Origin of the sequence: uncultured Bacteroides sp. (assembly GCF_937912035.1) — a bacterium.
Classification (GTDB): Bacteria; Bacteroidota; Bacteroidia; order Bacteroidales; family Bacteroidaceae; genus Phocaeicola.
Window position 1 is genome coordinate 68624 of record NZ_CALDPF010000047.1, and the last position, 24957, is coordinate 93580.

A 24957-nucleotide genomic window follows, 5' to 3' on the forward strand; every position below is an offset into this window, starting at 1 on the left:
TTCGCATAAAGATGATTATTCATTACTCTTCAAATTTTTCACAAAATCAGTAGGTAGTATGCCAAATTGCTTTTGGAAACATTTGGCAAAATATGATGATGAACTGAATCCCACAATGTATGTTATTTCGGAAATTCTGTATTTACCTTCAGTTAGCAGTTTGGCTGCTGTTTTAAGTTTTGTTACCTTGATGAAATCATTAGGAGTCATTCCTAATATTCCTTTAATTTTGGTAAATACAGATGTTCGGCTCATGTTCAGTTCTTGGGCAAGAGCGCTTATTGAGAATTCCGTATTGTCAAGGTTATCCAATATTATTTTTGTGCATAGCTCAATAAACTCTTCATCCAATTTGTTTTGGCTCACTGCGTGAACCTCTGACAGTGGATTATTGGCAAATGCTCTTTGATATTCTTCTTTTTTCTTCAACAAGTTGTCTATCTGCGCTATCAGATGGCTAGCTGCAAAAGGTTTTTCAATGTAAGCGTCAGCACCTGCTTCCAGTCCTTCTACTTTACTCTCAGTGTCGGTCTTTGCGGTAAGCAAAATTACCGGTATATGCGAAATATTAATATTGCGTTTTATTCTTTTGCAAACTTCAAATCCGTCAATACCTTCCATCATTACGTCGCTCACTATAATGTCCGGCTTATTACTCTCAAGTAATGCCAGCCCCTCCTCTCCGTTTCCTGCTGTTATTATGAAATATCTGTTGCTCAGTACTTTATCAAGGAAATCCAAGATGTCCGGATTGTCGTCAATTATTACAACTTTTTTCTTGCCGGTTTTTTCCTCTATGTCATCTTCAATTTTTTCATCCTGTATTATTTCTTTATTCTCGTTATTGTTATCTCCGTTTGATATGGTTTTATTGTCCTTCTCTTCTTCTATTTCTACAATAGGTAGTGAAACAGTAAAACATACCCCTTTCACACCGTCCTTTCTGTTGTCAACAGTGATGTTTCCGTCCATCATCTGTGCCACGGTATTTGCAATATGCAATCCTATACCTATTCCCGGTGTCTGGCTGTCACTGTTTCTCCTTATTTGATAGAAAGCCTCAAATATTTTCTTTTTTTCATTTTCTTCTATTCCAGGACCATCGTCAGTGACTGTTATTATAATGTTGTTGTTCTGTCTTCCGGCCGATATGCTTATAGTTTTTTGGGAATATTTTATGGCATTACTTATCAGGTTGCTCATTATCTTTATGAAAGATTCCTCATCCGTGGTTATTTCATAATTATCTTCTATTCTTGAGATGTCTATTTGCAGATTCTTTTGTTTGATAGTCAATTCAAATACGGTGTATGTTTTTTTTATCAGTTCTTTAAGATTATATTTGTGGTAAGTAAATTCCAATACCCCAGAATCCACTTTCCTGAAATCCAAAAGCTGATTTACGAGTGTATATAATCTTTTATAGTTATGTTCAATAATATTCAGATAGTCACCGTATTTGTCGTTTATGTCTGTGGTTTTCATCAGATGATCCAAAGGACCTATGATGAGGCTTAGCGGAGTTCTTATTTCGTGCGCAATGTTGGTGAAGAATTCTATTTTTGAATTATATAGTTCCTTTTCTTTTTCCCTTGTCAGTCTCATCAGGTTCTTTTTCTGTTTTTTATGACTCCTTATGATGTAATATCTTATTGAGAGGAAACAAATACAAAGGAATGCAATGACATAAATAGAGTATGCCACATTACTCTTTAAGAAATGTGGTTTAACTTCTATATTAAGTCTGATTTCGTTCTTACAATCTATTCCGTCGCAGTTCTGACCTTTGATTTTCAGAATATATTTTCCTGCTGGCAGTTTATTGTATGAAATATGGTTGTTTTCTCCTCTTGCTTTTATCCAGTCATTATCCAGTCCCTCAAGCATATATTGATATGAATTGTCTTTAGGCGATGTATAACTCAAAACCGAGAAATCCAATCCAATCATCGATTGGTCGTAGCTGACCGATAGTTTGTCAATTACGTTGTCAATGTTATTTCCCATTATAGTCACGTTAGTCAGTTTAAGTGGAGCATTATATGAATTCTCTCTTAAACCTTGTGGCTGGAAAATACAGAAACCGTTTACTGTTCCAAGCATAATTTCTCCTTCTTCTGTTATGAGGGATGCTCCTGTGGTGAACTGTTCGTTTATCAGTCCGCTTGATTTGGAATATGATTTTATTATGTTTTTTCCCGGATTGAAGTTACTAATTCCTTTGTTGGTGGATATCCATAGATTATCGCCGTATGCAATAATTGAAGCTACTATGTTGTTTGGCAACTCGGCACCCGGATATCTTACGAATTCGTCTTTTTCGCTATCATAAAGGCATAGGCCTTTTCCTAAAAGTCCTACCCAAAGTTTTTTACTGTTGTCAAGACACAATGCAGAGATAGCATTTTGCGGTATAGAATTTGAGTTGCTGTCATGCCTGTAAATTTTACATTTGTTGTTCTTTACATCATAACGCATAAGTCCGTTTGTCTTACTTCCTGCCCATATCATTCCGTTGTTATCTTCCGTTATAGCTTGTACTATACCTTTAAGTTCGCCTACTCTTATAAATTCCCCAGTAGATTTTTTATAATAACATAATCCGTCGGCAGTACCTATATATATTCTTCCGTCGCTTGCTTTCATCAGTTTGAATATCTTTGATGAATGTATTGTAGTACTGTCCTTTGGATCGTTCAGATAGGATGTAATTTGTCCTGTTTTAAGATTTGTAACTTCCAGTCCTCTTTCGTATGTTGCGGCATACATAAGGTTGCCGTCAATTAATATATCGTGAATACAATAGTAGGTTGAGTTTATATCCTTAGCTGTTCTGTAGGGTATTGTTATTTTGTTTATAGGGTCGAACTTGTATATTCCGTCATCATCAGTTCCTACAAAATATCCTCCATTATTATCTTTAGTGATACAGTTTACTACTTTTCCTGAATTGTTTTCTGTACATTTAAAATATTTGAAGTTACTTTGGTATGGCGAGAAGAATTGTATTCCTGCGAAATAAGATCCTAACCATAAACTTTGTTCTTTGTCTATAAAAATGGAATAGATAAATTTCTCAGGATTGAATCTGAATTTTATTGAGCTGTCATCGGCTCTCTTTATTTTCATATTGTCCGTTGTAAAATAGCATACACCGTTGTCTCCTGCAATAAGTAGGTTGCCAGGGCTGAATTCTTTTATGTCGTGTATGTGGTATAAAAGGTTGTCCGGTGAGTTATCTTTATAGTTTGTGAATGTTTCGGTTTCGTAATCAAATTTGTCCATACCGTTTTGGAATGTACCTATCCATAGATTACCGTGAGAGTCTTCAAATATTTTGTGTATGGTGTTATCCGACAGGCTGTTTTTCTTTCCGTTGGCTTTATATTGCGTAATTTTACCGTTATTTTTGTTGTATCTGTACAGACCGTCTGAATATGTTCCAAACCATATATTGTTTTTACTGTCTTCACATATAGTCATAACCATTTTGCTGGTTACATTTTTGTTACCGGAATAATTGAAAGAAGTCAGTCTTTCTTTCTCGGCAAGATTGAATTTGAAGACTCCTTGACCTTCTGTTCCAATCCATACATCTCCATTCCTGTCTTCTACAATATCTAGTATTGGTGATGTTATCTTTATGCTATCCTTTGTTAATGCATTAAAAGCCTTGAAGTTGTTGTTTATATAGTCAAACACTGTAATTCCACTGTTTGTTCCAATCCACATCAAATTTCTTGAGTCAATAAATAAATGTGTAATATAATTACTTGCATTTTCACTGATATAATTGGACAGTATGTATGTCTTGAATTTTATACCGTCAAATCTGCATAATCCGTCATCGGTTCCAAACCACATGAAACCGTTCTTGTCTTGTGTAATGGCATTTACTCTATTATTGGCTAGTCCGTTGTCCATATTATAAATTGTAGAGAAAATGCTTTGGCTTTTTGCCGACCATGCAAATACCAGAAGTAAGATGAAAACATAAATTCTTTTATTCATAACCTATACATTGTTTAGAGGTTACAATAATATAAACAAAAAACTATAAAATGAAATTTTAAAAGTGGTATTATTGCCTGAAAAACAACTTTTTATTTTCAATGAAAATAATGTTCGAAAATAGGATAAAATAGTACAGTAAAAACGCCTAGGCGTTTGTATTAAAATGACAGGGCGTTTAAAATGAAATGACCTGTCATTTTTTTTATTTTTTCTGACATGGCTGTTTCTTATGTATTATATTGTTGTTTTTTGGAATTTTTGTTTTGTTCGTTTTTTGAATATACATCTACTTTTGCATCAAACAAATTTTGGTAACTCTTTTGTGAGTTATATTATTATAGGAAACAAAAGGTGTTATTATCTCTCTTTGCTATTATATAGGTATTAAGATTGTTTTTGGGTTAACTCTTTATTATTTAGTTACGATGAAATCATTGACAGAACTTTACAGGATTGGTGTAGGACCTTCCAGTAGTCATACTATGGGACCACGCAATGCGGCACAGATGTTTCTGGAAAGAAATATAAGTGCCTATCGTTTTATTGTTACACTCTATGGAAGTCTGGCCGCTACAGGTAAAGGACACATGACAGATTGGGCTATAAAAGAAGTTCTATCTCCGCATTCTCCTGTTGAAATAATATGGAAACCGGATGTTTTTCTTGAGTATCATCCTAATGGAATGAAATTTCAGGCATACGATGATAAAGGAAAACTTATGGACGACTGGTTGGTATTCAGTGTAGGAGGTGGAGCCATCTCTGCTCCTGGAATGGATTGTACTTCCTCTTCCGATGTTTACGACCTCACAACAATGACCGACATATATACATGGTGTAAAGATAACGGATTGAGTTATTGGGAATACGTTAATCTTTGCGAAGGTGATGGTATCTGGGATTATCTCCGAAAAGTGTGGGACGTGATGAAAGCATCAGTAGAACGAGGTCTGGAGACGGAAGGCGTGCTACCAGGCTCATTACATCTTCAGAGAAAATCATCTTCATATTATATAAAGGCTATGGGATATAAGGATTCTCTAAAGTCACGTGGCCTGATTTTTTCATACGCACTTGCTGTGAGTGAGGAAAATGCGTCCGGAGGGCTTATTGTAACGGCTCCTACATGCGGTTCATGTGGTGTCCTTCCTGCTGTGCTTTATCATCTTTGGAAATCACGTAATTTTTCTGATGGCAGAATCCTCAAGGCACTGGCAACTGCAGGTCTGTTTGGTAATATTGTGAAACATAATGGTTCAATTTCTGGAGCTGAGGTCGGTTGTCAGGGTGAAGTAGGAGTGGCATGCGCTATGGCGTCTGCTGCAGCATGTCAACTTTTTGGAGGAAGTCTGTCTCAGATTGAATATGCAGCAGAGATGGGACTTGAACATCATTTGGGAATGACTTGTGACCCTGTTTGTGGTTTGGTACAGATACCATGTATAGAGCGTAATGCCCATGCAGCAGCTCGTGCTTTCGATGCCAATATATATTCATCTTTTTCCGATGGTTTACATTCCGTATCATTTGACAAGGTAGTAGCTGTTATGAAACAGACTGGTTATGATTTGCCTTCGGTGTATAAGGAAACAAGCGAAGGAGGATTGGCAAAGTATTACAGATAAGTATTTTTAAATCTAATATTTTAAGTATGAACAGATTATTTTTATTATCAGTATTTTTAGTATTATTTGCTTTAAGTGCTTTACCATCATCATTTAATTTGATAAGAAAGCATAGTATAGTTTTTGATCAGTCGGAAGAACAAGTTGTATATACAGCTGTTGATATATTCAAATCCGATTTGGAGAAAGTCTCAGAACAGGATGTATCTTCAGGGAAATCACAGCTTATAATTGGAACAATTGGTAAGAGTAAGACTGTAGATAGTTTGATAAAAAATAGACATATATCTGTAAAAGATATAAAGGGAAAATGGGAAGCATTCAAGATTATTTGTCTTGACGATAATCGTCTGGTCGTTGCTGGAAGCGATTCAAGAGGTACAGCATACGGAATTTTGGAACTGTCGCGTATGATGGGAGTATCACCGTGGGAATGGTGGGCAGACGTCACACCGGAGAAGAAGTCTGAAGTTCTTGTAAATAAAGGTGTAGTGACAGTTCAGTCGCCTTCCGTACAGTATCGTGGTATTTTCCTCAATGATGAGGACTGGGCTTTGGTGCCGTGGAGCAGTAAGAATTATGAGCCTGTAGGTCTCTCTGGACATATCGGTCCTAAGACGTATTCAAAGATATTCGAACTTCTGCTTCGTCTGAGGGCAAATACTCTATGGCCTGCCATGCACGAACCTACTACTCCTTTTTATACAGTTGAAGGAAACAAGGAGGCTGCTCAGAAATATGGAATAGTAATAGGTACGTCACATTGCGAACCAATGATGCGTAATAATGCAGGAGAATGGTATAAAGCAAATATTGGAAGATATAACTTCAAGACCAACCGTGACAACATCATTAACTATTGGGCAGAACGCTTGAAATACGTATCCGGAACAGAAACATTCATGACTGTCGGCATGCGCGGTGTGCACGACGGACGTATGGAAGGAATAAAGACTACTGAAGAATATAGGGATGCTCTTCACGAAGTGCTTGATGTACAGACAGATTTATTGAAGAAGTATATAAATCCTGATGTGAAAAAGATTCCACAGACAATAGTTCTTTACAAGGAAGTGCTTAATGTTTACAGGTCAGGTCTTGAAGTACCGGATTATGTCACACTTATGTGGACGGATGATAACCACGGCCATATAGCTAACCTGAGCAATAAGGAAGAACAGAAACGCAAGGGTGGTTCAGGAATATATTATCATATATCATATTGGGGTTCACCGCACGACTATCTTTGGTTGTGTACCACATCTCCTGCTCTAATCAATATGCAGATGCGTAGAGCTTGGGATTATAATGCCCGTAAAATATGGATTCTTAACGTAGGTGATATAAAACCGGCAGAATATGATACAGAGCTGTTCATGGATATGGCATGGAATATCAACTCTATTGACAACAGCAACCTCTCTGACCATCTCAGAAACTGGGCTTCACGTGAATTTGGTGAAAAGAATGCCGACGAGATTGTAAGCATAATGAATGAATACTACCGTCTGGCTGCAATCCGTCGCCCTGAGCACATGGGATTTAATATGGTAGAGATATGGGGTTATCCGAGAGGGGGGCTCATGCCTAATAGTATTCCTGATTTTACAGAAGGAGAGGCAAATCAGAGAATAGAGGATTATGACAGAATAGAGAAGGCTGTAATTAAACTTTCTTCTTCCATACCGGCAAATCGTAAGGATGCATTCTTCCAGTTGGTGGAATATCCTGTGCGTGCAGCATCTCAGATGAATAAGAAATTTCTTAAGACCGGACAGGATGCATTGAACGCATACAATGAGATAGTTAAACTTACGGATTATTATAATAAAAAGATGTCAGGTGGAAAATGGAACTACTTTATGGATATGAAACCGAGAGACTTACCTGTTTTTGAACCTGCTATTTATACTCACAAGGATGATAAGTTGTTTAAAGACGATCCTGTATTCAAGAAAGTTATTGACGGAAGCAACTTCGTTTCAAACAATGGAGAATATACAGTTTATAAAGGCCTTGGGCACAGTTCCAATGCCACAATGATAGATAAAGGTGCTTCACTTGAATATAACTTTAATGTTAATAAATCTGCAAAATATAAACTGAATATCGGTTTCGTTCCAATGCAACCAGCTAATGGTGGTGACTTGCGTGTAGAGGTCTCATTTAATGGAAAAGTATTGGGTACGTTCTCTATACATGAAGATCCTTTTACACAAAATTGGAGAGAGAATATTCTTCGAAATCAGGCTTATGTTACATTACAGATGGAACTTGAAAATGCAAAAAATAATGTTCTGACAGTTAAAGCTTTGGATGATGATATAATAATAGATCATATAAAAATCACTTCGGATATTTAATTAACGAACTCTTATGAAAAATATTTTTTATTCAGTTTTGTTGACTTTGTTTTTAGCAGGTAATGTATCCCTTAAGGCAGAGGAAAAGAAAGTACTTTTTATTCCAGAGCAAGATATAAAGAAACATGGTTTGGATAGTACAGACGGAAATTTCGGATACGATTATAAGGCTGAGTCAGAAAATATAGTTTTGCTATGGGACAAGTCTTTCGGTAAGAACCCTGAAATAAATCCGATAATTGAGAAAAGATTCTATCCGGATGAAATTCTTGCTGAGGCTGAGAATAACTACAAGTTTTTTGTAGATAAAATGAAGTTTGTGATAAAAGGAAAAAGCTATATTGACAAGTACAAACTCATTATATGGATGTACAACGATGATGAGAGAACAGTGTATGGTGGTGCTCACGATAATGTGGGAATGACATGGTTCCGTCCGTGTCGAATAAATTCTTATCCATATTGTGCACTTGTTCATGAAATGGGACATTCGTTCCAGTTTATAACGATGGCAGATGGGAATAACGGTTTTGATTCTGCCATGATGGAATATACATCACAGTGGATGCTATGGCAATTATATCCTGATTGGTTGACAATAGAAAACTATCATTTGAATGATTATATGAAACAGACTCATCTTGCCATGTTTCATCAGGATAACATGTATCATGCACCACAGTTTATGGAGTACTGGTCGGAAAAGCACGGTCTGAGAATAATTGGTGAACTTTGGCGAAAATCAAAGAAAGATGAGGATCCTGTTTCCACATATATGAGAGTGACAGGTATTGATATAAATAAATTTAACGATGAAGTTTATGATGCGGCATCACGTTTCATTACATGGGATTTGCCTAGAATCAAAACAATAGCTTCTTCATACTCTAATGAACATAAATGCAAATTGGAAAAAGTAAATGATGGGTGGTATAAGATAGCAAAATCAAATTGTCCTCAGAGTTATGGCTACAATGCGATAAGGCTTAAAGTACCTCGTGGAGGAACAGAAATAAAACTTGACTTCAAAGGTATAGCCGGTGAGAGCGGTTTTGTTTCTAAAGAAACAGATAAGGCAGGATGGATTTACGGTTTTGTAGCCGTTAAACAGAATGGAAAAAGGGTATATGGAAAACCGAATAAGGCTGTGAATGGAAATAACGATACTGTAAGTTTTACAGTTCCTGAAGGTACTCTGTTCCTTTGGCTTGTCGTGACAGGAGCACCTAATTCACATGTAATGTATAAAAAGGATATGAAGGAGGTTCCAGAGTGGCCTTATATGGTAAAAGTGAATGGTACAACATTATTATAATTAAAAATTTCATTTATAATCTTTAGAAAGATATAATAATATAGTACAAATATATTTATAAAAAATGGCAATAATAAGTTAATCTGAAAATTTTATGAGTCGTGTATTTTATTATTGCTCTTTTGTACGGAATTGTCCAATGATCTATATCGCAAAACCTACTTTTGCTATTGAAAATAAAACAATTATTCTCTTTATGTTTAAATCTAAAAAATATTTGTATAATGATTTCTATTCATTTGATAACAATCTTACAATTGATAAGATTGTTATCTAACCTTAAAAACAAGAATATAGAAAGTAGTAACATTGATTTTATAAACATTTAAATCTTAAAATTTTTTATGATGAAAAAAACTGGTTTTATGAATAAATCTATAATCTGGATTTATTTATGTATTCTAATTATCTGTAATACAGATTTTATCTTTGCCCAGTCAATGCAAAGAATTACAGTGACAGGTACTGTAACAGATTATTCTGGTGAGGCTATTATCGGTGCAAATGTTTTAGAAAAAGGAACTTCAAATGGTACAATAACAGATTTTGAAGGTAAGTTTTTATTAGAGGTCTCAAGTGAGAAATCTAAACTGCAGATTTCTTATATTGGATTTGATACTCAAGAGTTTACCGTTGGAAATCGTAAAGATATTACAATTAAACTGTCAGAAAACTCACAAGCCTTAAGTGAGGTCGTTGTTGTTGGCTTTGGTACTCAGAAGAAAGTAAATCTTACAGGAGCTGTAGATGTTATTGACAGTAAACAATTACAGGAACGTCCTGTATCTAATGCAGCTCAAGCTTTGCAAGGTATAGTACCAGGCTTACAGATATCTCAAGGAAGTGGTAGTGTAGAATCTCGTCCAAGTATAAATATACGTGGTACTGCGACTATTGGTGAAGGTACTTCTGGAAGTCCATTGGTATTAATAGATGGTATGGAGGCTGATTTAAATTCAATTAACCCACAGGATATTGAGAGTATTTCTGTGCTTAAAGATGCTGCCGCTTCATCTATTTATGGATCTCGTGCCCCATTTGGAGTCATTTTGGTTACTACAAAAAGTGGAAAAGACGGAAAAGTTTCTATTAATTATAATAATAATTTCCGCTTTAATACTCCTGTTCGTATGAATCACATGATGAACTCTGTTGATTTTGCAACTTGGGTAAATGATACCCATATAAATAATGGTGACAGTAAATATTTTGGTATAAAAGCAGATGGTGACTCAAATGATCGTTTTACACAAATTCTTGATTATTATTATGCCAAACCATACAGTCCTGGTGTTAGAATAAAAGAAGATGGAACTTTCATATATGCACATCCTAGTTATAATAATGCCGGTCAGTGGAATGGTGGATTCTCAAATGGTATTGACGATGTTGATTGGTATGAGATGCTTTATAAAGATTGGTCATTCTCTCAGGAACATAATTTTAGTGCAAGTGGTGGGTCAAAAAAATTTAATTATTATGCATCTGGAAGCTTTTTTGATCAGAATGGTTTTCTAAAATTAGGCGCTGAAGATTTACAGCGCTATACAGCAACTGTCAAGATAAATTCTGAACTTACTAACTGGTTGAAATTCCGTTATACGATGCGTTTTACCAGAGAAGATTACAATAGACCAGCGGCATTAACAGACTGGTTATATGAAAGTCTTGCATATAAGGCATGGCCAGTTCTACCTGCCTATGATCGTAATGGTAATCCTTTCTATAGCGATAATACTTCAGTGTGGGCATTGGAATACGGTGGTTCGGATCGAACTCAAACTGATAATACTTATCATCAATTTGGATTGACTTTTGAACCAATTAAAAACTGGTTGACAAATATTGATTTTAACTATAGAATAAAAGCAGCCAATAGACATTGGGACAAACAGCCATATATAAATTATGATATAAATGGTGCACCTTATTTTCGTGATCCTAAATCAAATGTTCATGAAGATTTCCTAAAAAATAATTATTATAATTTTAATGCTCGTACTGAATATTCTTTTTCTATTTCTGAAAAACATAATTTTCATGTACTAGCTGGTATGCAGATAGAAGATTTAAAACAAACAAAATTTGGCCTGCAGCGTAGTGGTATTATGATATATGATAAACCAGAAGTAAACATTACATCTGGTTTGGAAAATGGTGAGATGGTTCCTCCTTCAGTAAATGGTGAACGTAATGAATGGGCAACTGTTGGTGTTTTTGGACGATTGAATTATGATTATATGGGAAAGTATCTTTTAGAAGCAAATGTTCGCGGTGATGGCTCTTCCAGATTCCGTAAAGGAAATCAATGGAAGGTATTCCCTTCATTATCATTAGGCTGGAATATTGCTCAAGAAGATTTCTTTGATAAGGCTCGTGATATAATGAATACATTTAAAATTCGTCTGTCATACGGTTCTTTAGGAAACCAAAATACAGATAACTGGTATTATACATATCAAACTATATCTGCTACTCCAGCAAGTGGAAGTTGGTTACAAAACGGTTCAAAACCGAATTTAGCTTCTGCTCCGGGACTTGTTTCAGAAACATTAACTTGGGAAACAATTGAAACTTATAATATAGGTTTGGATTGGGGATTTTTGAATAACCGTTTGACGGGTTCGTTTAACTGGTATATACGTAATACAAAAGATATGGTTGGTAAAGCTCCAGCGTTGCCTGATATCTTGGGAACTGCTGTACCTAGTACTAACAATACTGACCTATCGACAAAAGGTTGGGAGTTAAATATAGGTTGGAGAGATCGTTTAAGTAATGGTTTGTCTTATGGCGCTAATTTTATGCTTTATGATTCTCGTACTAAGATTACACGATACCCAAATAACCCAACAAACTCTATTGATACTTATATTGAAGGTAGTTATATTGATGAGATTTGGGGATATGAAACTATTGGCATAGCAAAGACTAAAGAAGAAATGGAAAATCATCTCGCTACTCTACCTAATGGTGGTCAAGAATCTTTAGGCTCAAGTTGGGATGCAGGTGACATTATGTATAAAGATTTGAACGGTGATGGTAAAATATCAGGTGGTGCTGGTACAATCAATGATCCGGGTGATCGCAAGATAATAGGAAATAGAACTCCTCGTTTCCAGTTTGGACTTGATTTAAACGCAGCTTGGAAAGGATTTGATGTACGTCTGTTTTTCCAAGGAGTAATGAAAAGAGATTATTGGCAAGGTAGTGGATATTTGTTTGGTGTTACAAATAGTGACATGTGGGTTGCATGTGGATTGGATAACGTTAATGATTATTTCCGTGATGAAAATACATGGTCAGTTCAAGAAGGATATCGTAATGTCAACTTGAATTCATATTTACCTCGTCCAGTATACGATGATAAAAATGTACAATGTCAGACTAGATATTTGCAGAATGCTGCATATATTCGTTTGAAGAATCTTTCTATAGGTTATACTTTATCTCCTGAGTTAACAGCTAAATTAGGAGTTCAAAAGATTAGAGTTTATTTTTCAGGAGAAAATTTATGGACAGGTACAAGTTTGGCTAAACAATTTGATCCTGAAACAATCGGAACAAATAAGGGAAATGCTTACCCATTATCAAAAACATTGTCTTGCGGTTTAAGTTTAACATTCTAAAAACTATAATTATGAAACAGAGTATAAAATTAATATCTTTGTTGGTTTGCCTAGGAGGTACTTTTGTATCGTGTGAGGATTTATTGGATCAACAACCACCTTCATACATTGTTCCTGAAGATTATTATAGATCTGAAGATCAAGTAGAAGCATGTGCTAACAAATTCTATTCTGATGTATTACCTTCTCACAGTGGAAGTTATGGTATATACGGTTGGGATAGTGGAACTGATAATCAATCTGGAATGAATGCTGATAATAAATATGCAGTAGGACAATGGAAAGTTGGTATGACAAATGGTGAATGGGCATGGGGGACAATACGTGATATAAACTATCAGTTGAACGCCATATTGAATTTGTATAATCAGGGACTAATATCAGGAACAGACAAGAATATAAGGCAATATATAGGGGAAATGTACTTCTTCCGTGCTTACAGGTATTTTGGATTATTACAAAAATGGGGGGATCTTCCTATTCTGACTCAAGCCTTACCTGATAATGAAGCTGTGTTAGTTGCTGCAAATAAACGTAGGCCGCGTAATGAAGTTGCTAGATTTATTGTTAATAATTTGGATACAGCATTAGTCTACATGAGTGAGGATTTTGATAAACGCCGTACTCGTGTTTTACCAGATGTCGCAAAATTGGTAAAATCTCGTGTAGCTTTGTTTGAAGCTTCTTGGTTGAAGAATTTTAAAGGAACTCCGTTTGTTCCAAACGGTGAAGGTTGGCCTGGTAAGAGTAAGGATTATAATTCGGATTATGAATATCCTACAGGGAATATTGATAATGAGATAGACTTTTTCTTGAAGCTTGCTGTTGAAGCTTCTGAAAGTGTTGCTGAAAAGTACAAAAATCAATTGGTGCAGAATACAGGTACAATACCTCAGAGCGAAACAGATCCTATAAATCCATATTTTGATATGTTTGGAACTATAGATATGTCTGGTTATCCTGAAATACTTTTGTGGAGAGAGTATAGTGAGGCATTGGGGATCACAAATGGTGTTGAAGTCGCAATTCAGCGTGGTAATTATGGAATGGGAGTAACACGTAGTATGGTGGAAGGTTTTCTAATGGCTGATGGTAAACCTATTTATGCTCAACATGATGGTTATGTTTATGATGATAACTCTATTGCAAAAGTACGACAGAATCGTGATCCACGTTTAACTATTTTTTTGAAGGAACCAGGGCAAATTAATACATTTAAAAATATGGATAATCCTGCTACAATGTATATCCCTGTTGAGCCAAATCCTGATATTACACATGGTTCGTTGGATAGAATTTATAAGACAGGATATGCACTGCGTAAAGGTGGAACATTTGACCGTGCTCTATGCGAAAATTCAAGAAGTTATAATGCTGCTGCTTGTTTTCGTGCAACAGAGGCTTTGCTGAATTATATTGAGGCTCAATATCTGTTGTCAGGAGATATTAATTCAGGAAGAATTTTGGAATATTGGAAAATAATTAGAGAAAAAGCTGGATTTAAAGGTAATGCAATAGATCCTTTTACAACTATTAATGCAACAGTCATGTCTAATGAAGTATTGGATTGGGGGGCTTATACGGCAGGTGCTTTATTGACAGATCCTATACTTTATAATATTCGTCGTGAACGTCGTTGCGAGTTAATGGCAGAAGGTTTACGTTGGATGGACTTGATACGTTGGCGTTCATTGGATCAGATGATAACAGAGAACTATCATGTTGAAGGTTTTCATTTGTGGAACTCTGATATGACTGAGTGGTATGATTTTAATTCTAACAGTTATGATGGAAGTGGAAGTGCTGTCGTGTCAAGTCCTGAATTGAGTGAATATTTAAGACCTTATGAAAAAAATATGACTTCAGGTAATTTGTTCCGTGATGGTTATACTTGGTCTATGGCACACTATTTACAACCTCTGCCTATCAAACAGTTCCAATTGACATCAAGTGACCATTCTTCAGTTGATTTGTCGCCATTATATCAGAATCCATATTGGCCTACTGTTGCTGATATGCCAGCAGAACAATAAGTGTGATTGTTAATAATATCGGGATTATGAATTTCATAGTCCCGATTCTAATTCTTATAATATGTATCAGAGATATAAAGTACTATTATAGGAAATGCACAACATCTTGTACAACCTTTCGATTTAATATTTTTGATTACACAATATGAGAAAATTATTTTTTCTAGGGATGTTTTTTTGTTCCTTTTTTTCTTTTGCAAAAAAAGATATATCTTATTCTGTAGATTCTGTAGGATTAATATCATCATTAAATTTTTATGGCAGAAAAGAAATTTGTTTTAGAAAAGATGAATTTAGTGGTCCTTCTCTATGGCTTAACGGTAAACGTTTATCAATAAAAGAATTAGAGCAATCAAATGGTATTTATGGATTTAATGATTCTATATCTTATAAAATAGTCTATAATATTGAAGATGAAAAATTCAAGATTGATGTGACATGTAAAAATCTTTTACAGGAAGAATTAAAAAATGTTCAGTTGTCTTTAAGACTTGGAATAAATACAGAAATGTTGTCTTATCCTGATTGGCATGATGTATTTTTTCCTACTTTAATGCGTTGCGAAAAAACGCATTTCTGGGGATATATGATGACTCCTCTTGGGCGTATTCTTACGATAACAAGTCCTGATGCGATAGCATCATATCATTTACATTATAACAACTCTAAAAATAAGATAAGCTTTGCAAATGGGCATCGTATTCGTACAATATCTTTGGATTTGCTTAATCCTGGACCTTTGCCGGACAGACATACACAGAATTTGTCTTTGAAAGTCGGTGAATCACGTTCATGGACTATATATCTGGAAGAGGTTGAAAAATTGAAGGATATACCCACTGCAGTATCAGTAAATAGCAGAGCTCCAATGTTTCAGGCTGATTATTATACATTACCTGTTAATCGGAAATCTTCAGTTCTTATTTATTCTAATACATCTCCAAGGTTGGATATAACATTACCTAACGGAGTTAAAATCCCAAAACTTGTGAAAAAAGTAGGAAGAGATATCTATGAGACTGAGATTTATATGGATATGGAGGGTATTTATACTCTAACATCTATCAATAAAGATGGTAAACAGACAGAAATGAAACTTTCATGTATAAGTGAAAGATATTCAGATTACATAAAAGCGGCACGTGTGGCTTCATTGAGATATCAGCAAAAGACAAACACTAACGCTGAGTGTTGGTATGGACTTTTCTCTGCTTTTATAGCTCGTGAACATTTTCCAAATGAGGACCTTGATTTGAAAATTGAAAAGGTGTTTAATCAAATTAATAAAATTACTTTTAATCAGGAAACACATTTGCCGTTGAATAATCCAATGCGTATTCAGGATACGGCATTGAAAGCAGCTCTTTGGGCCCAATTCTATAGGGCGACTGGTAATATATCTTACTTGAGGTGGGCCTCTGATCTTGCAGATTTTGTTATGACAACTCAACTTAGGTGGGAATGGGATACAGTATTGAGAAATTTAGAAACAGATGGTGCATATCGTTCTGGAAAGACTCATTATACTTCTGTTATTTATATAGCAAAAGCAATAATGGAAGTTATGAGAGAGGAAAAGATTCTTATATCTTCTGATATTACAGGCGAGTGGGAGCATAGGTATAATCGTCATTATGCTTCTGTAAAAATGGCTATGGATGAACTGGCCAGAAATTTGGATAATATACAGACTGAAGGTGAGATGACGTTTGAAGATGGTATGATTTCGTGTTCATACACTCAATTGTCTGAATTTGCATTACTTCATCCAGAAGGCTCTTTGGAAAGGAAATATTATACTGAGGCTGCAGAGAAAATGGCAAATATGCATCGTTGTTTATCGCAGATTATAGTTCCAGATTCTAGAATGAATGGTGGCTCTTTAAGATTTTGGGAATCGCAGTATGATATTCTAACTATGCCTAATATGATGACTTCTCCTCACGGTTGGTCTGCATGGCGCATATATGGTTTGAGAAATCTTTATTTGCTTACCGGTAAATATGAGTATTTGAAACAAATGATAAACTCAATAGGTACTTGCATTCAATTAATTAATCCACTGACAGCAGAACTTAATTGGGCTTTTGTTCAGGATCCGTATTTAAGAGTGCGGAGGTTTGTCCCTGATGAATCTAGACCGGGTAAAGGTAAACATGTAGAGCAGATAGTAGGTGAGCAATATATGCCAATGATTAGTGACTGGTATAAAGCTGATACGACAAAAATGGTCTCGTCATTTGGAAAATTTGATGGTGGATGTTGTGATAATGATGTGCATGAGATTTTCAAATGCCTTGGAGAAGTTTTGCTGACATCTGCTTATGTTTATGAAAATGATAAGGGAGAAATCATTTGTCATAATTGTAATTTGCATAAAGTAAATGGGGAATATATTGTCATGCCTAATGAGGATTGTATAAACAAAATACATTTCAATTTGCGGAATAAAAATAGCGTAAAGATAGTTTATAAGGACAAATCTAAAACTATATTTGATTTTATTCATGGTTGGATTTTATTGAAGTAATAGGATAAAATTCAGATCCGTTATTTTGTTGATTTGTGGCTTTTCGTGATTAGTATAGCTGTTTATTAATAGTTAGAGTGAATGTTGAATTAATATAAGCTTATAATTTTTATTAGAATGTTTTATTGATAAATGAAATGATATATGGTTCGTTTTTTTGTAATTAATATTTTAGGCTTTTTGCTCATTAGTTGTATTTCGAATAGAGAATATAGAATAAATGTTATTCCAAACCCCATAGAATGTAATATCAATACTAATAGGGTATTAAAAGTTGATTCAACCTTAGTTTTTACTGATAGAATAGATAGTATCTTGTCGGTTTATAAGGATACTTCATTTGTTGATTTTGGTCCTGAAGGTTATGGTTTGGAAGTGAATGATAAAGGAGTATTTGTTTATACACAATCAGATGCCGGTCTTTTTTATGCTAAAAATACTCTTAGACAATTGTTTCATAATGGAGAAATTCCTTTTGTGGAGATAAAAGATAAACCAAGATTTCCTTATCGAGGACTAATGCTTGATGTGTCAAGGCATTTTTTTACAAAGGAAGAAATAAAAAATCTTCTTGACATAATGTCTTTTTATAAATTGAATACTTTCCATTGGCATTTGACTGATGATGGCGGATGGAGAATAGAAATAGAAAGTTATCCCAAATTGACGGAACAGGCCTCGTACAGAACAGCTTGGGAATGGAAACAATGGTGGAGAGAAGGTGGAAGATTCGTATCTGTTAATGAAGAGAAGAAATTTGGAGGTTTTTATACTAAAAGTGATATAAGAGAAATTGTAGATTATGCTTCTGAGAGAAATATTACAATAATACCTGAAATAGAATTTCCCGGACATTCAAGGGAAGTTTTTGCTGCATATCCTGAATTATGTTGTTCCAAGAAACCTTATATACAGAATACCTTTTGTGTCGGTAACGATTCTACATATATATTTATGGAGAAAGTGTTGAATGAGGTTATGGACTTGTTCCCTTCAAAATATATCCATATAGGTGGAGATGAGACAAATACAAAATATTGGAAGTCTTGCCCTATGTGTCAGAAACTGATGATGAAGGAAGGGTTTGATGATATTCACTCTTTACACAAATATATTATTGGAAAGGCTGAGGATATTATCAATAATAGAGGGAAAAGGTTGATAGGCTGGGATGAAATAGCAGATGAAGGTCTTGACAAATCTTCTGTAATTATGTCGTGGAGAGGAGAACAGGCAGGACTGAAAGCCGCAGAAAATGGTTATGATGTGATTCTTTCTCCTTTACATTATTTATATCTTGATTATTTTCAGTCTTCTCCAGATAAAGAACCTTTGGCACATGATGGATATACTCCTTTGAAAAAGGTTTTCACATATACTCCATTGCCGGATAGTCTTGATAATATAGTCAGTACTCATATATTGGGTGTACAGGGAAATTTATGGACTGAGTGGATATCAGATAAAAGACATCTGGAATATATGGCTTTCCCACGTGCATTGGCTGTAGCCGAATTGGGTTGGAGTTATGGAAATATGAGAACATGGGAGGAGTTTAGAGATTGTGTTGATACGCATATTGTCATGTTGAGGAATAAGGGTATAAATTCTTATAGACTTTCCGGTAATATTAGTTCAAGAATTATTTATGATGATAATAGAATGCTTTTGGAATTGGAATGTGAACGTGGAGATGTGGATATAAGATATTCTTTGGAAGGTGATACTTTATTTAATGGAGCAAATGAGTATATTGAACCAATAGAAATCAAAGATTCTCTTAAGATTCGTGCAGCTGCGTTTAAGGATAGAAATCGTATAGGTGATGTTTATTATGATGTCATTTATAAAAATAAAGCTCATAATAAAAGTGTTTCAACTTCTTTGCACTGGAGTAATGAAAAAATACTCACTGATGGATATTTAGGTAGTAAAACTTATCTTGATGGCAGTTGGTTTAATTTTTCAGGAAATCAAGAGTTTATAGTTGATTTGGGTGAATCTTTTTTGATTAGTAAAATATCTACTCGTTGGATGCAATTGTGTGCTGGGGCTAGAAGATATTTGCCTGAGAATGTGGAATTTTATATTTCAGAGGATGGTAAAAACTATCAATTCGTGGGGGAGGTCAATAAAGATAATTTAAAAGAAATTCCTGCATTACAATTTCAAAAGTTTGAGGTTAATGGAAATTGGAAATGTCGTTTTGTAAAAATGGTAGTAAAAAGTAATGGTGGTGGAATGTCTATAGATGAAATTTTAATAATTTGAGAACGTTTATATCCTTTTATTTAATAAAATATTATCACTTTGATATGACACTGTTAAGGTTTGTGGAAATTGAAGGTATTTAGTAAGTAAATATCTTTTATATTTGTCATATAAAGAGTATAATGTATTGGTTTATGATTAAAAAGACTATAACTGTGATATATATAATATATTTATGAAACATATAGTATTATTCTGCTTTGTTGTATTATGTAGTTTTACATTGAAAGGACAACAATATCCTTTCAACGATAAATCTTTGTCGATAGAACAAAGAGTGACAGATTTGTTGAATAGAATGACTTTGGAAGAAAAGATAGATTTATTAGCTGGGTATAACGATTTTTACCTTCATCCTTGTGAAAGGCTTGGTATACCAGCTTTTAAAATGGCAGACGGCCCGCTTGGATTGTCATCGTGGGGATTATGGGGTAGAGCTACAGCTTTTCCTTCTGCTATTGCTGTTGCATCTTCCTGGAATAGGGAATTGTCTTTTCAATTGGGCGAAATGTATGCGCAGGAATGGAGGGCAAGAGGTATTCATTTCCTTTTGGCTCCAGGGGTTAATATCTATAGAGCATCAAAGGGAGCACGTAATTTTGAATATTATGGTGAAGATCCTTATTTGACATCTAATATGGTTGTCCCGTTTATTAAGGCCGTCCAGGAAGGTGGTGTTATTGCAACTATAAAACATTTTGCAGGTAATGATCAGGAGTATGACAGATATACAGTCAGTACAGAAGTTTCTGATAGGGCTTTGCATGAGATATATTTGGCCCCATTTAAGGCTGCAGTTCAAAAAGCAAATGTAAAGGCAGTAATGACAGGTTATAATCCGTTAAGAGGTATCTATTGTACTGAGAATAAGTTTTTGATAGATATTCTTAAAAAAGACTGGGGATTCACAGGTATATTAATGTCTGATTGGGCATGTACATACTCTGCCGATAAAGCGGCAAATAATGGATTGGATCTTGAAATGGGAAGCAAAAGCTGGTTTAATAAAGAAAAACTGTTGCCTTTGATAGAACAGGGGCTTGTTTCAGAAGAGGTAATAAATGACAAAGTAAGGCGTATTTATGGGACCTGTATGGAAATGGGCTTCTTTGACAGAGCACAGAAAGTTGATAGTATTCCTGTTTATAATCAAAAGGCTAATAAGTTGTCTCTTAAAGCAGCAGAGGAGGGTATCGTTCTTTTGAAAAACTCCGGAATATTACCTTTGAATTCACCTAAATCAATAGCTGTAATAGGACCTACTGCAAATCCTCCTGTAATAAACGACAGGGTATTCTCAACCAATGGAATTGTTTATGGTGGTGGCGGTAGTTCAAGAGTACATCCGTGGTATGTTGTTAATGATCTTCAAGGAATAGAGAATGAATTTAAAAACTCACGAATATATTATCACGAAGGCATTTCCAATCAGTTTAAACGTAGGATATTTAGAAATAGTGTATTTAGAACAGAAAACGGTAAACGAGGATTAAAAGCACGTTATTACTCTGCTGTTAGTAATTCTGATGGTCGGGTTTCTTCCGATTTGATTAAAGAACAAGCGAAGGCTGCTGGAAGAGTCGTTAATTTTTTTGAGTCTTCTTCTGAAGAATGTGTGGACAGTGCAATAATAAGCAGAATTGATAGAAATGTTGATTTTGAATGGTGGGGAACTCCAGATAATAATAAGAATTTCGGTTCTGATTATGAAATTGAGTGGGAAGGATATATTGATGTACTAAAGGATGATACTGTTCGTTTCTTTGTTGATGCTCAGGGAGCTTATCAGTTGTTTGTAGATGGCAGACTTTTGGCTGATGCTTCAGAATCACAGTCGTTTCACGTAAGTTCAAAAGCTGTTTATGCTATGAAAGGTTCAGTAAAGCATGTAAAATTGAAATACTGGAATCAGCGTTCTACACCATCAGAGATAAGAATGGGTTATTGTTATAATAGTGATATCGATTTTTCGGAGGTTGTAAATCTGGCTTCTAAGGTTGATGCAGTTATTTTTTGTGCCGGTTTGGATGGTAGTATAGAACTTGAGGGAAGAGACAGGCCTTTCGATTTACCATACGGTCAGGATATACTTATAAGAAAAATATCAGAGGTAAATCCTAATACTATTGTTGTAATGCACGCTGGTGGTGGAGTAAATATGTCTTCGTGGATAAATAATGTTGCTGCTGTTCTACATGCTTTTTATCTCGGACAGGAAGGAGGAAATGCTTTAGCAAGAATTATTTCCGGTAAGGTAACTCCTTCAGCAAAATTACCATTTACAATAGAAAAGAACTGGAATGATTCACCTGCAGCCGGGAACTATGATGAAACAAGAAAGGAAAAGAAAGTTTACTATAATGAAGGCATATTTACTGGATATAGGGGGTATGAAAAGAGAGGTGTGAAACCTTTATTTCCATTTGGATTCGGATTATCTTATACATCGTTTAAATATGAAAATCTATCAGTAGAGATAGTTGATAAAAAGAATAATCTTATAGAAGTAAAATTTGATATTACCAATACAGGAAATATGGCTGGAGCAGAGATTGTACAGTTGTATGTTACAGATGTTAAATCTAAGGAAGAACGACCTTTGAAAGAACTTAAAGGATTTGAGAAAGTTTCATTAAAACCCAATGAAACCAAATCGGTCAGTATAATACTATCTGAAGAAGATTTTCAATATTATAGTGAGAAAAGCAAAAAATGGATTCTTGAAAAAGGAGAGTTTATAATAAAAGTTGGTGCTTCATCACAAGATATAAGAATGGAGAAAAAAATCAGATTTTAAATGTATTTATACGTTTATAAATAGTTTGTATTATGAAATTACAAAGATTTTTTATATTGGGTATCTGTATAGGCCTTTATTCATGTGAATCAAAAACTAATATAGTAGACACTTCCATATACTTAGACCCTGACCGTCCTATAGATGAACGTGTTGAGGCCTTATTATCACAAATGACAATAGAAGAAAAAATAGCCCAAATGGATATGGTTTCAGAGTGGGATCAGGATAGTGTTATGAATGCGGGTTATTATGATTTTGGTGCTTGGATTGCAGGACAAGAACCTGAGGAGACAAACATACTTCAGGCTTTATCAGAAAAAACACGTTTAAAAATTCCATATTTGATAGGTATGGATGCAGCGCATGGATATGGAACACTTCAGGGCCGAACAATATTTCCTACATCAATAAGTATGGCAGCTACATTTAATCGTGATTTGGTTAGAATAGTTTCACAGAAAGCTGCAGAAGAAATTCGTTCTGCCGGAACTCACTGGACATTTGCTCCATGTGTAGATATAGTATATGATGCCCGTTGGGGACGTACTGGTGAAACTTATGGTGAAGATCCTTTTTTGGCGAGTGAACTTGTTAGATATTCAATATATGGTTTACAGGGAAATGCAGTTCCAGAAAAGAAGGTTGCGGTATCTGTAAAGCATCTGGCGGGTGGAGGAGCATCTGTCGGTGGAGTCAATCATGCATCTGCAGATATATCTGAACGTTCTTTACGATCAAATATATTACCACCATTTAAAGCTGCCATTGAGGCTGGATGTATGACTATTATGCCTGGTCATAATGATATAGGTGGTGTGCCATGCCATTCTTCTAAATGGTTATTGACAGATGTAATAAAAAAAGAATATGGTTTTCGTGGTTTTTTCATCAGTGATATGATGGATATGGATAATCTGAAAAAATTACATTATACAGCTCATAATCAAAAAGAGGCTTTAGAAAAAAGTGTAAATGCAGGAATGGATATGCACATGTATTCGCCAGATAGTTTACAATTTTTTGTTCCAGTGAAACAATTAGTAAAGGAAGGAAAAATCTCAATTGATAGAATAGATGATGCAGTTCGCCGTATACTTAGAGTTAAATTTGAGTTAGGCTTATTTGAAAATCGTTATGTTGATCCGGCAAAAGATGTTTATGCAACACCGGAAAACCGTTCGGTAGCTTTGGATGCTGCACGTGAATGTATTGTTTTACTAAAGAATGAAGGAAAAATTCTTCCTTTAAACAGAAAGAAGTATAAGCGTGTTCTGGTTACAGGTCCTAATGCTGATAATCAATCTATTTTGGGAGATTGGAGTTTCTTTCAGCCGGAAGAAAATGTGATTACTGTTTTAGAGGGTATTCGTATGATGTCTGATGAAATTGAGATAATATATAGTAACAGTGGTAGAATCAGATTTAAATTGTCTCATGACAAAACTAATACAACAGATCCTGAACTCCAAGAAAAAATGTTGGCAGAGGGTGGAGGTATTTCTGATTACACTATTTCTGATGCTGTACATAAAGCAAAGAACTGTGATTTGATAGTTGTAGTAATTGGCGGATATGGTATACGCTCAGACTGGGGATTAAGAACATACGGAGAATCAGCAGATCGTCCTTCTATAGATTTCTATGGTCGTCAGGTTGAACTTGTTCAGGCTTTACAGAAGACAGGAAAACCTGTTGTTGTACTAATAGTAAATGGTAAGCCTCTCAACAATGAATGGATATCAGATAATATTCCTGTAATAATAGATATGTGGGAGCCAGGTTTGTATGGTGGGCAAGCTGTTGCCGAAGTTTTGTTTGGGAGAGTTAACCCATCCGGAAAACTTCCTATAACAATACCAAAACATGCAGGACAGATTCCTATGTATTATTATCAGGATTCTTCGAGATACTGGACTGGTTATGGTCTTGGTAGCTCACGTTCGGATGATAAGCCAGCTTTTTGTTTTGGTCATGGTCTTAGCTATACTACTTTTGAGTACAGTGATTTGCATATAGATTCAGTATTTTCTTCTGGTAATGATATTTCTCTATCTTTTAAACTTAAGAATACAGGAAATATGTCAGGAAAGGAAGTCCCATTAGTTTTTATTAATGATGAGGTTTCGAGTGTAGTAACACCTGTTATGATGCTAAAAGGATTTGACAAAATAGAATTATATCCAAATGAGGAAAAGATTGTAAATATAGTTATACCATATAAGCAGTTAGGATTGTGGAATGAGGATATGAAATATGTTGTTGAACCAGGACAATTTTCTGTTATGGTAGGACGTTCTGTTGATGATATTAGATTGAAAAAAAAATTCAGAATGATAAAATAAAGTTTTAAATAACATTTGCTATTTATAATATAGAA

General features: G+C 34.9%; 10 protein-coding genes. 9 read left to right on the top strand and 1 reads right to left on the bottom strand.

Translation table 11 applies throughout. From position 1 onward, the window contains the following. Positions 1 to 15: 15 nt before the first annotated feature. Positions 16 to 4011 carry a two-component regulator propeller domain-containing protein gene (locus tag Q0486_RS13735; RefSeq protein ID WP_299234491.1) on the bottom strand — a complete coding sequence of 1332 codons (3996 nt, stop codon included), beginning with the start codon at positions 4009 to 4011 and terminating at the stop codon, positions 16 to 18. Positions 4012 to 4439: 428 nt separating this feature from the next. Between Q0486_RS13735 and Q0486_RS13740 the strand changes: the two genes are divergently transcribed. The 9 genes from Q0486_RS13740 (at position 4440) to Q0486_RS13780 (ending at position 24922) form a co-directional block, all read left to right on the top strand. After that, positions 4440 to 5639, top strand: a complete 1200-nt coding sequence (locus tag Q0486_RS13740; RefSeq protein ID WP_299234494.1) for an L-serine ammonia-lyase, iron-sulfur-dependent, subunit alpha — start codon at positions 4440 to 4442, stop codon at positions 5637 to 5639. A 26-nt stretch (positions 5640 to 5665) separates the two neighbouring features. Next, positions 5666 to 8002: a glycosyl hydrolase 115 family protein gene (locus Q0486_RS13745; RefSeq protein WP_299234496.1), complete on the top strand. Its 2337-nt coding sequence runs from the start codon at positions 5666 to 5668 to the stop codon at positions 8000 to 8002. Positions 8003 to 8015: 13 nt separating this feature from the next. Then, complete coding sequence (locus Q0486_RS13750; RefSeq protein WP_299234499.1) at positions 8016 to 9317, top strand: DUF6055 domain-containing protein; 1302 nt, start codon at positions 8016 to 8018, stop codon at positions 9315 to 9317. Positions 9318 to 9757: 440 nt separating this feature from the next. After that, a complete protein-coding gene (locus Q0486_RS13755) occupies positions 9758 to 12946 on the top strand; it encodes a TonB-dependent receptor (protein ID WP_299234545.1) in 3189 nt (1062 codons plus the stop codon). Between the two features lie 11 nt (positions 12947 to 12957). After that, on the top strand, positions 12958 to 14979 hold the full coding sequence (locus Q0486_RS13760) for a RagB/SusD family nutrient uptake outer membrane protein (RefSeq protein WP_299234502.1): 2022 nt from the start codon (positions 12958 to 12960) through the stop codon (positions 14977 to 14979). A 145-nt stretch (positions 14980 to 15124) separates the two neighbouring features. After that, positions 15125 to 17509: a hypothetical protein gene (locus tag Q0486_RS13765; RefSeq protein ID WP_299234505.1), complete on the top strand. Its 2385-nt coding sequence runs from the start codon at positions 15125 to 15127 to the stop codon at positions 17507 to 17509. Between the two features lie 315 nt (positions 17510 to 17824). After that, positions 17825 to 19780, top strand: coding sequence for a family 20 glycosylhydrolase (locus tag Q0486_RS13770; RefSeq protein ID WP_299234508.1), 1956 nt, complete (start codon positions 17825 to 17827; stop codon positions 19778 to 19780). A 175-nt stretch (positions 19781 to 19955) separates the two neighbouring features. Beyond that, positions 19956 to 22577: a glycoside hydrolase family 3 protein gene (locus Q0486_RS13775; RefSeq protein WP_299234511.1), complete on the top strand. Its 2622-nt coding sequence runs from the start codon at positions 19956 to 19958 to the stop codon at positions 22575 to 22577. Between the two features lie 32 nt (positions 22578 to 22609). After that, positions 22610 to 24922 carry a glycoside hydrolase family 3 N-terminal domain-containing protein gene (locus Q0486_RS13780; protein WP_299234514.1) on the top strand — a complete coding sequence of 771 codons (2313 nt, stop codon included), beginning with the start codon at positions 22610 to 22612 and terminating at the stop codon, positions 24920 to 24922. Positions 24923 to 24957 lie beyond the last annotated feature (35 nt).

Bases quoted from the DNA above. Each gene is read 5' to 3' on its own strand.
- Q0486_RS13735 (WP_299234491.1), bottom strand. From the start codon at position 4,011: ATGAATAAAAGAATTTATGTTTTCATCTTACTTCTGGTATTTGCATGG.
- Q0486_RS13740 (WP_299234494.1), top strand. From the start codon at position 4,440: ATGAAATCATTGACAGAACTTTACAGGATTGGTGTAGGACCTTCCAGT.
- Q0486_RS13745 (WP_299234496.1), top strand. From the start codon at position 5,666: ATGAACAGATTATTTTTATTATCAGTATTTTTAGTATTATTTGCTTTA.
- Q0486_RS13750 (WP_299234499.1), top strand. From the start codon at position 8,016: ATGAAAAATATTTTTTATTCAGTTTTGTTGACTTTGTTTTTAGCAGGT.
- Q0486_RS13755 (WP_299234545.1), top strand. From the start codon at position 9,758: ATGCAAAGAATTACAGTGACAGGTACTGTAACAGATTATTCTGGTGAG.
- Q0486_RS13760 (WP_299234502.1), top strand. From the start codon at position 12,958: ATGAAACAGAGTATAAAATTAATATCTTTGTTGGTTTGCCTAGGAGGT.
- Q0486_RS13765 (WP_299234505.1), top strand. From the start codon at position 15,125: ATGAGAAAATTATTTTTTCTAGGGATGTTTTTTTGTTCCTTTTTTTCT.
- Q0486_RS13775 (WP_299234511.1), top strand. From the start codon at position 19,956: ATGAAACATATAGTATTATTCTGCTTTGTTGTATTATGTAGTTTTACA.
- Q0486_RS13780 (WP_299234514.1), top strand. From the start codon at position 22,610: ATGAAATTACAAAGATTTTTTATATTGGGTATCTGTATAGGCCTTTAT.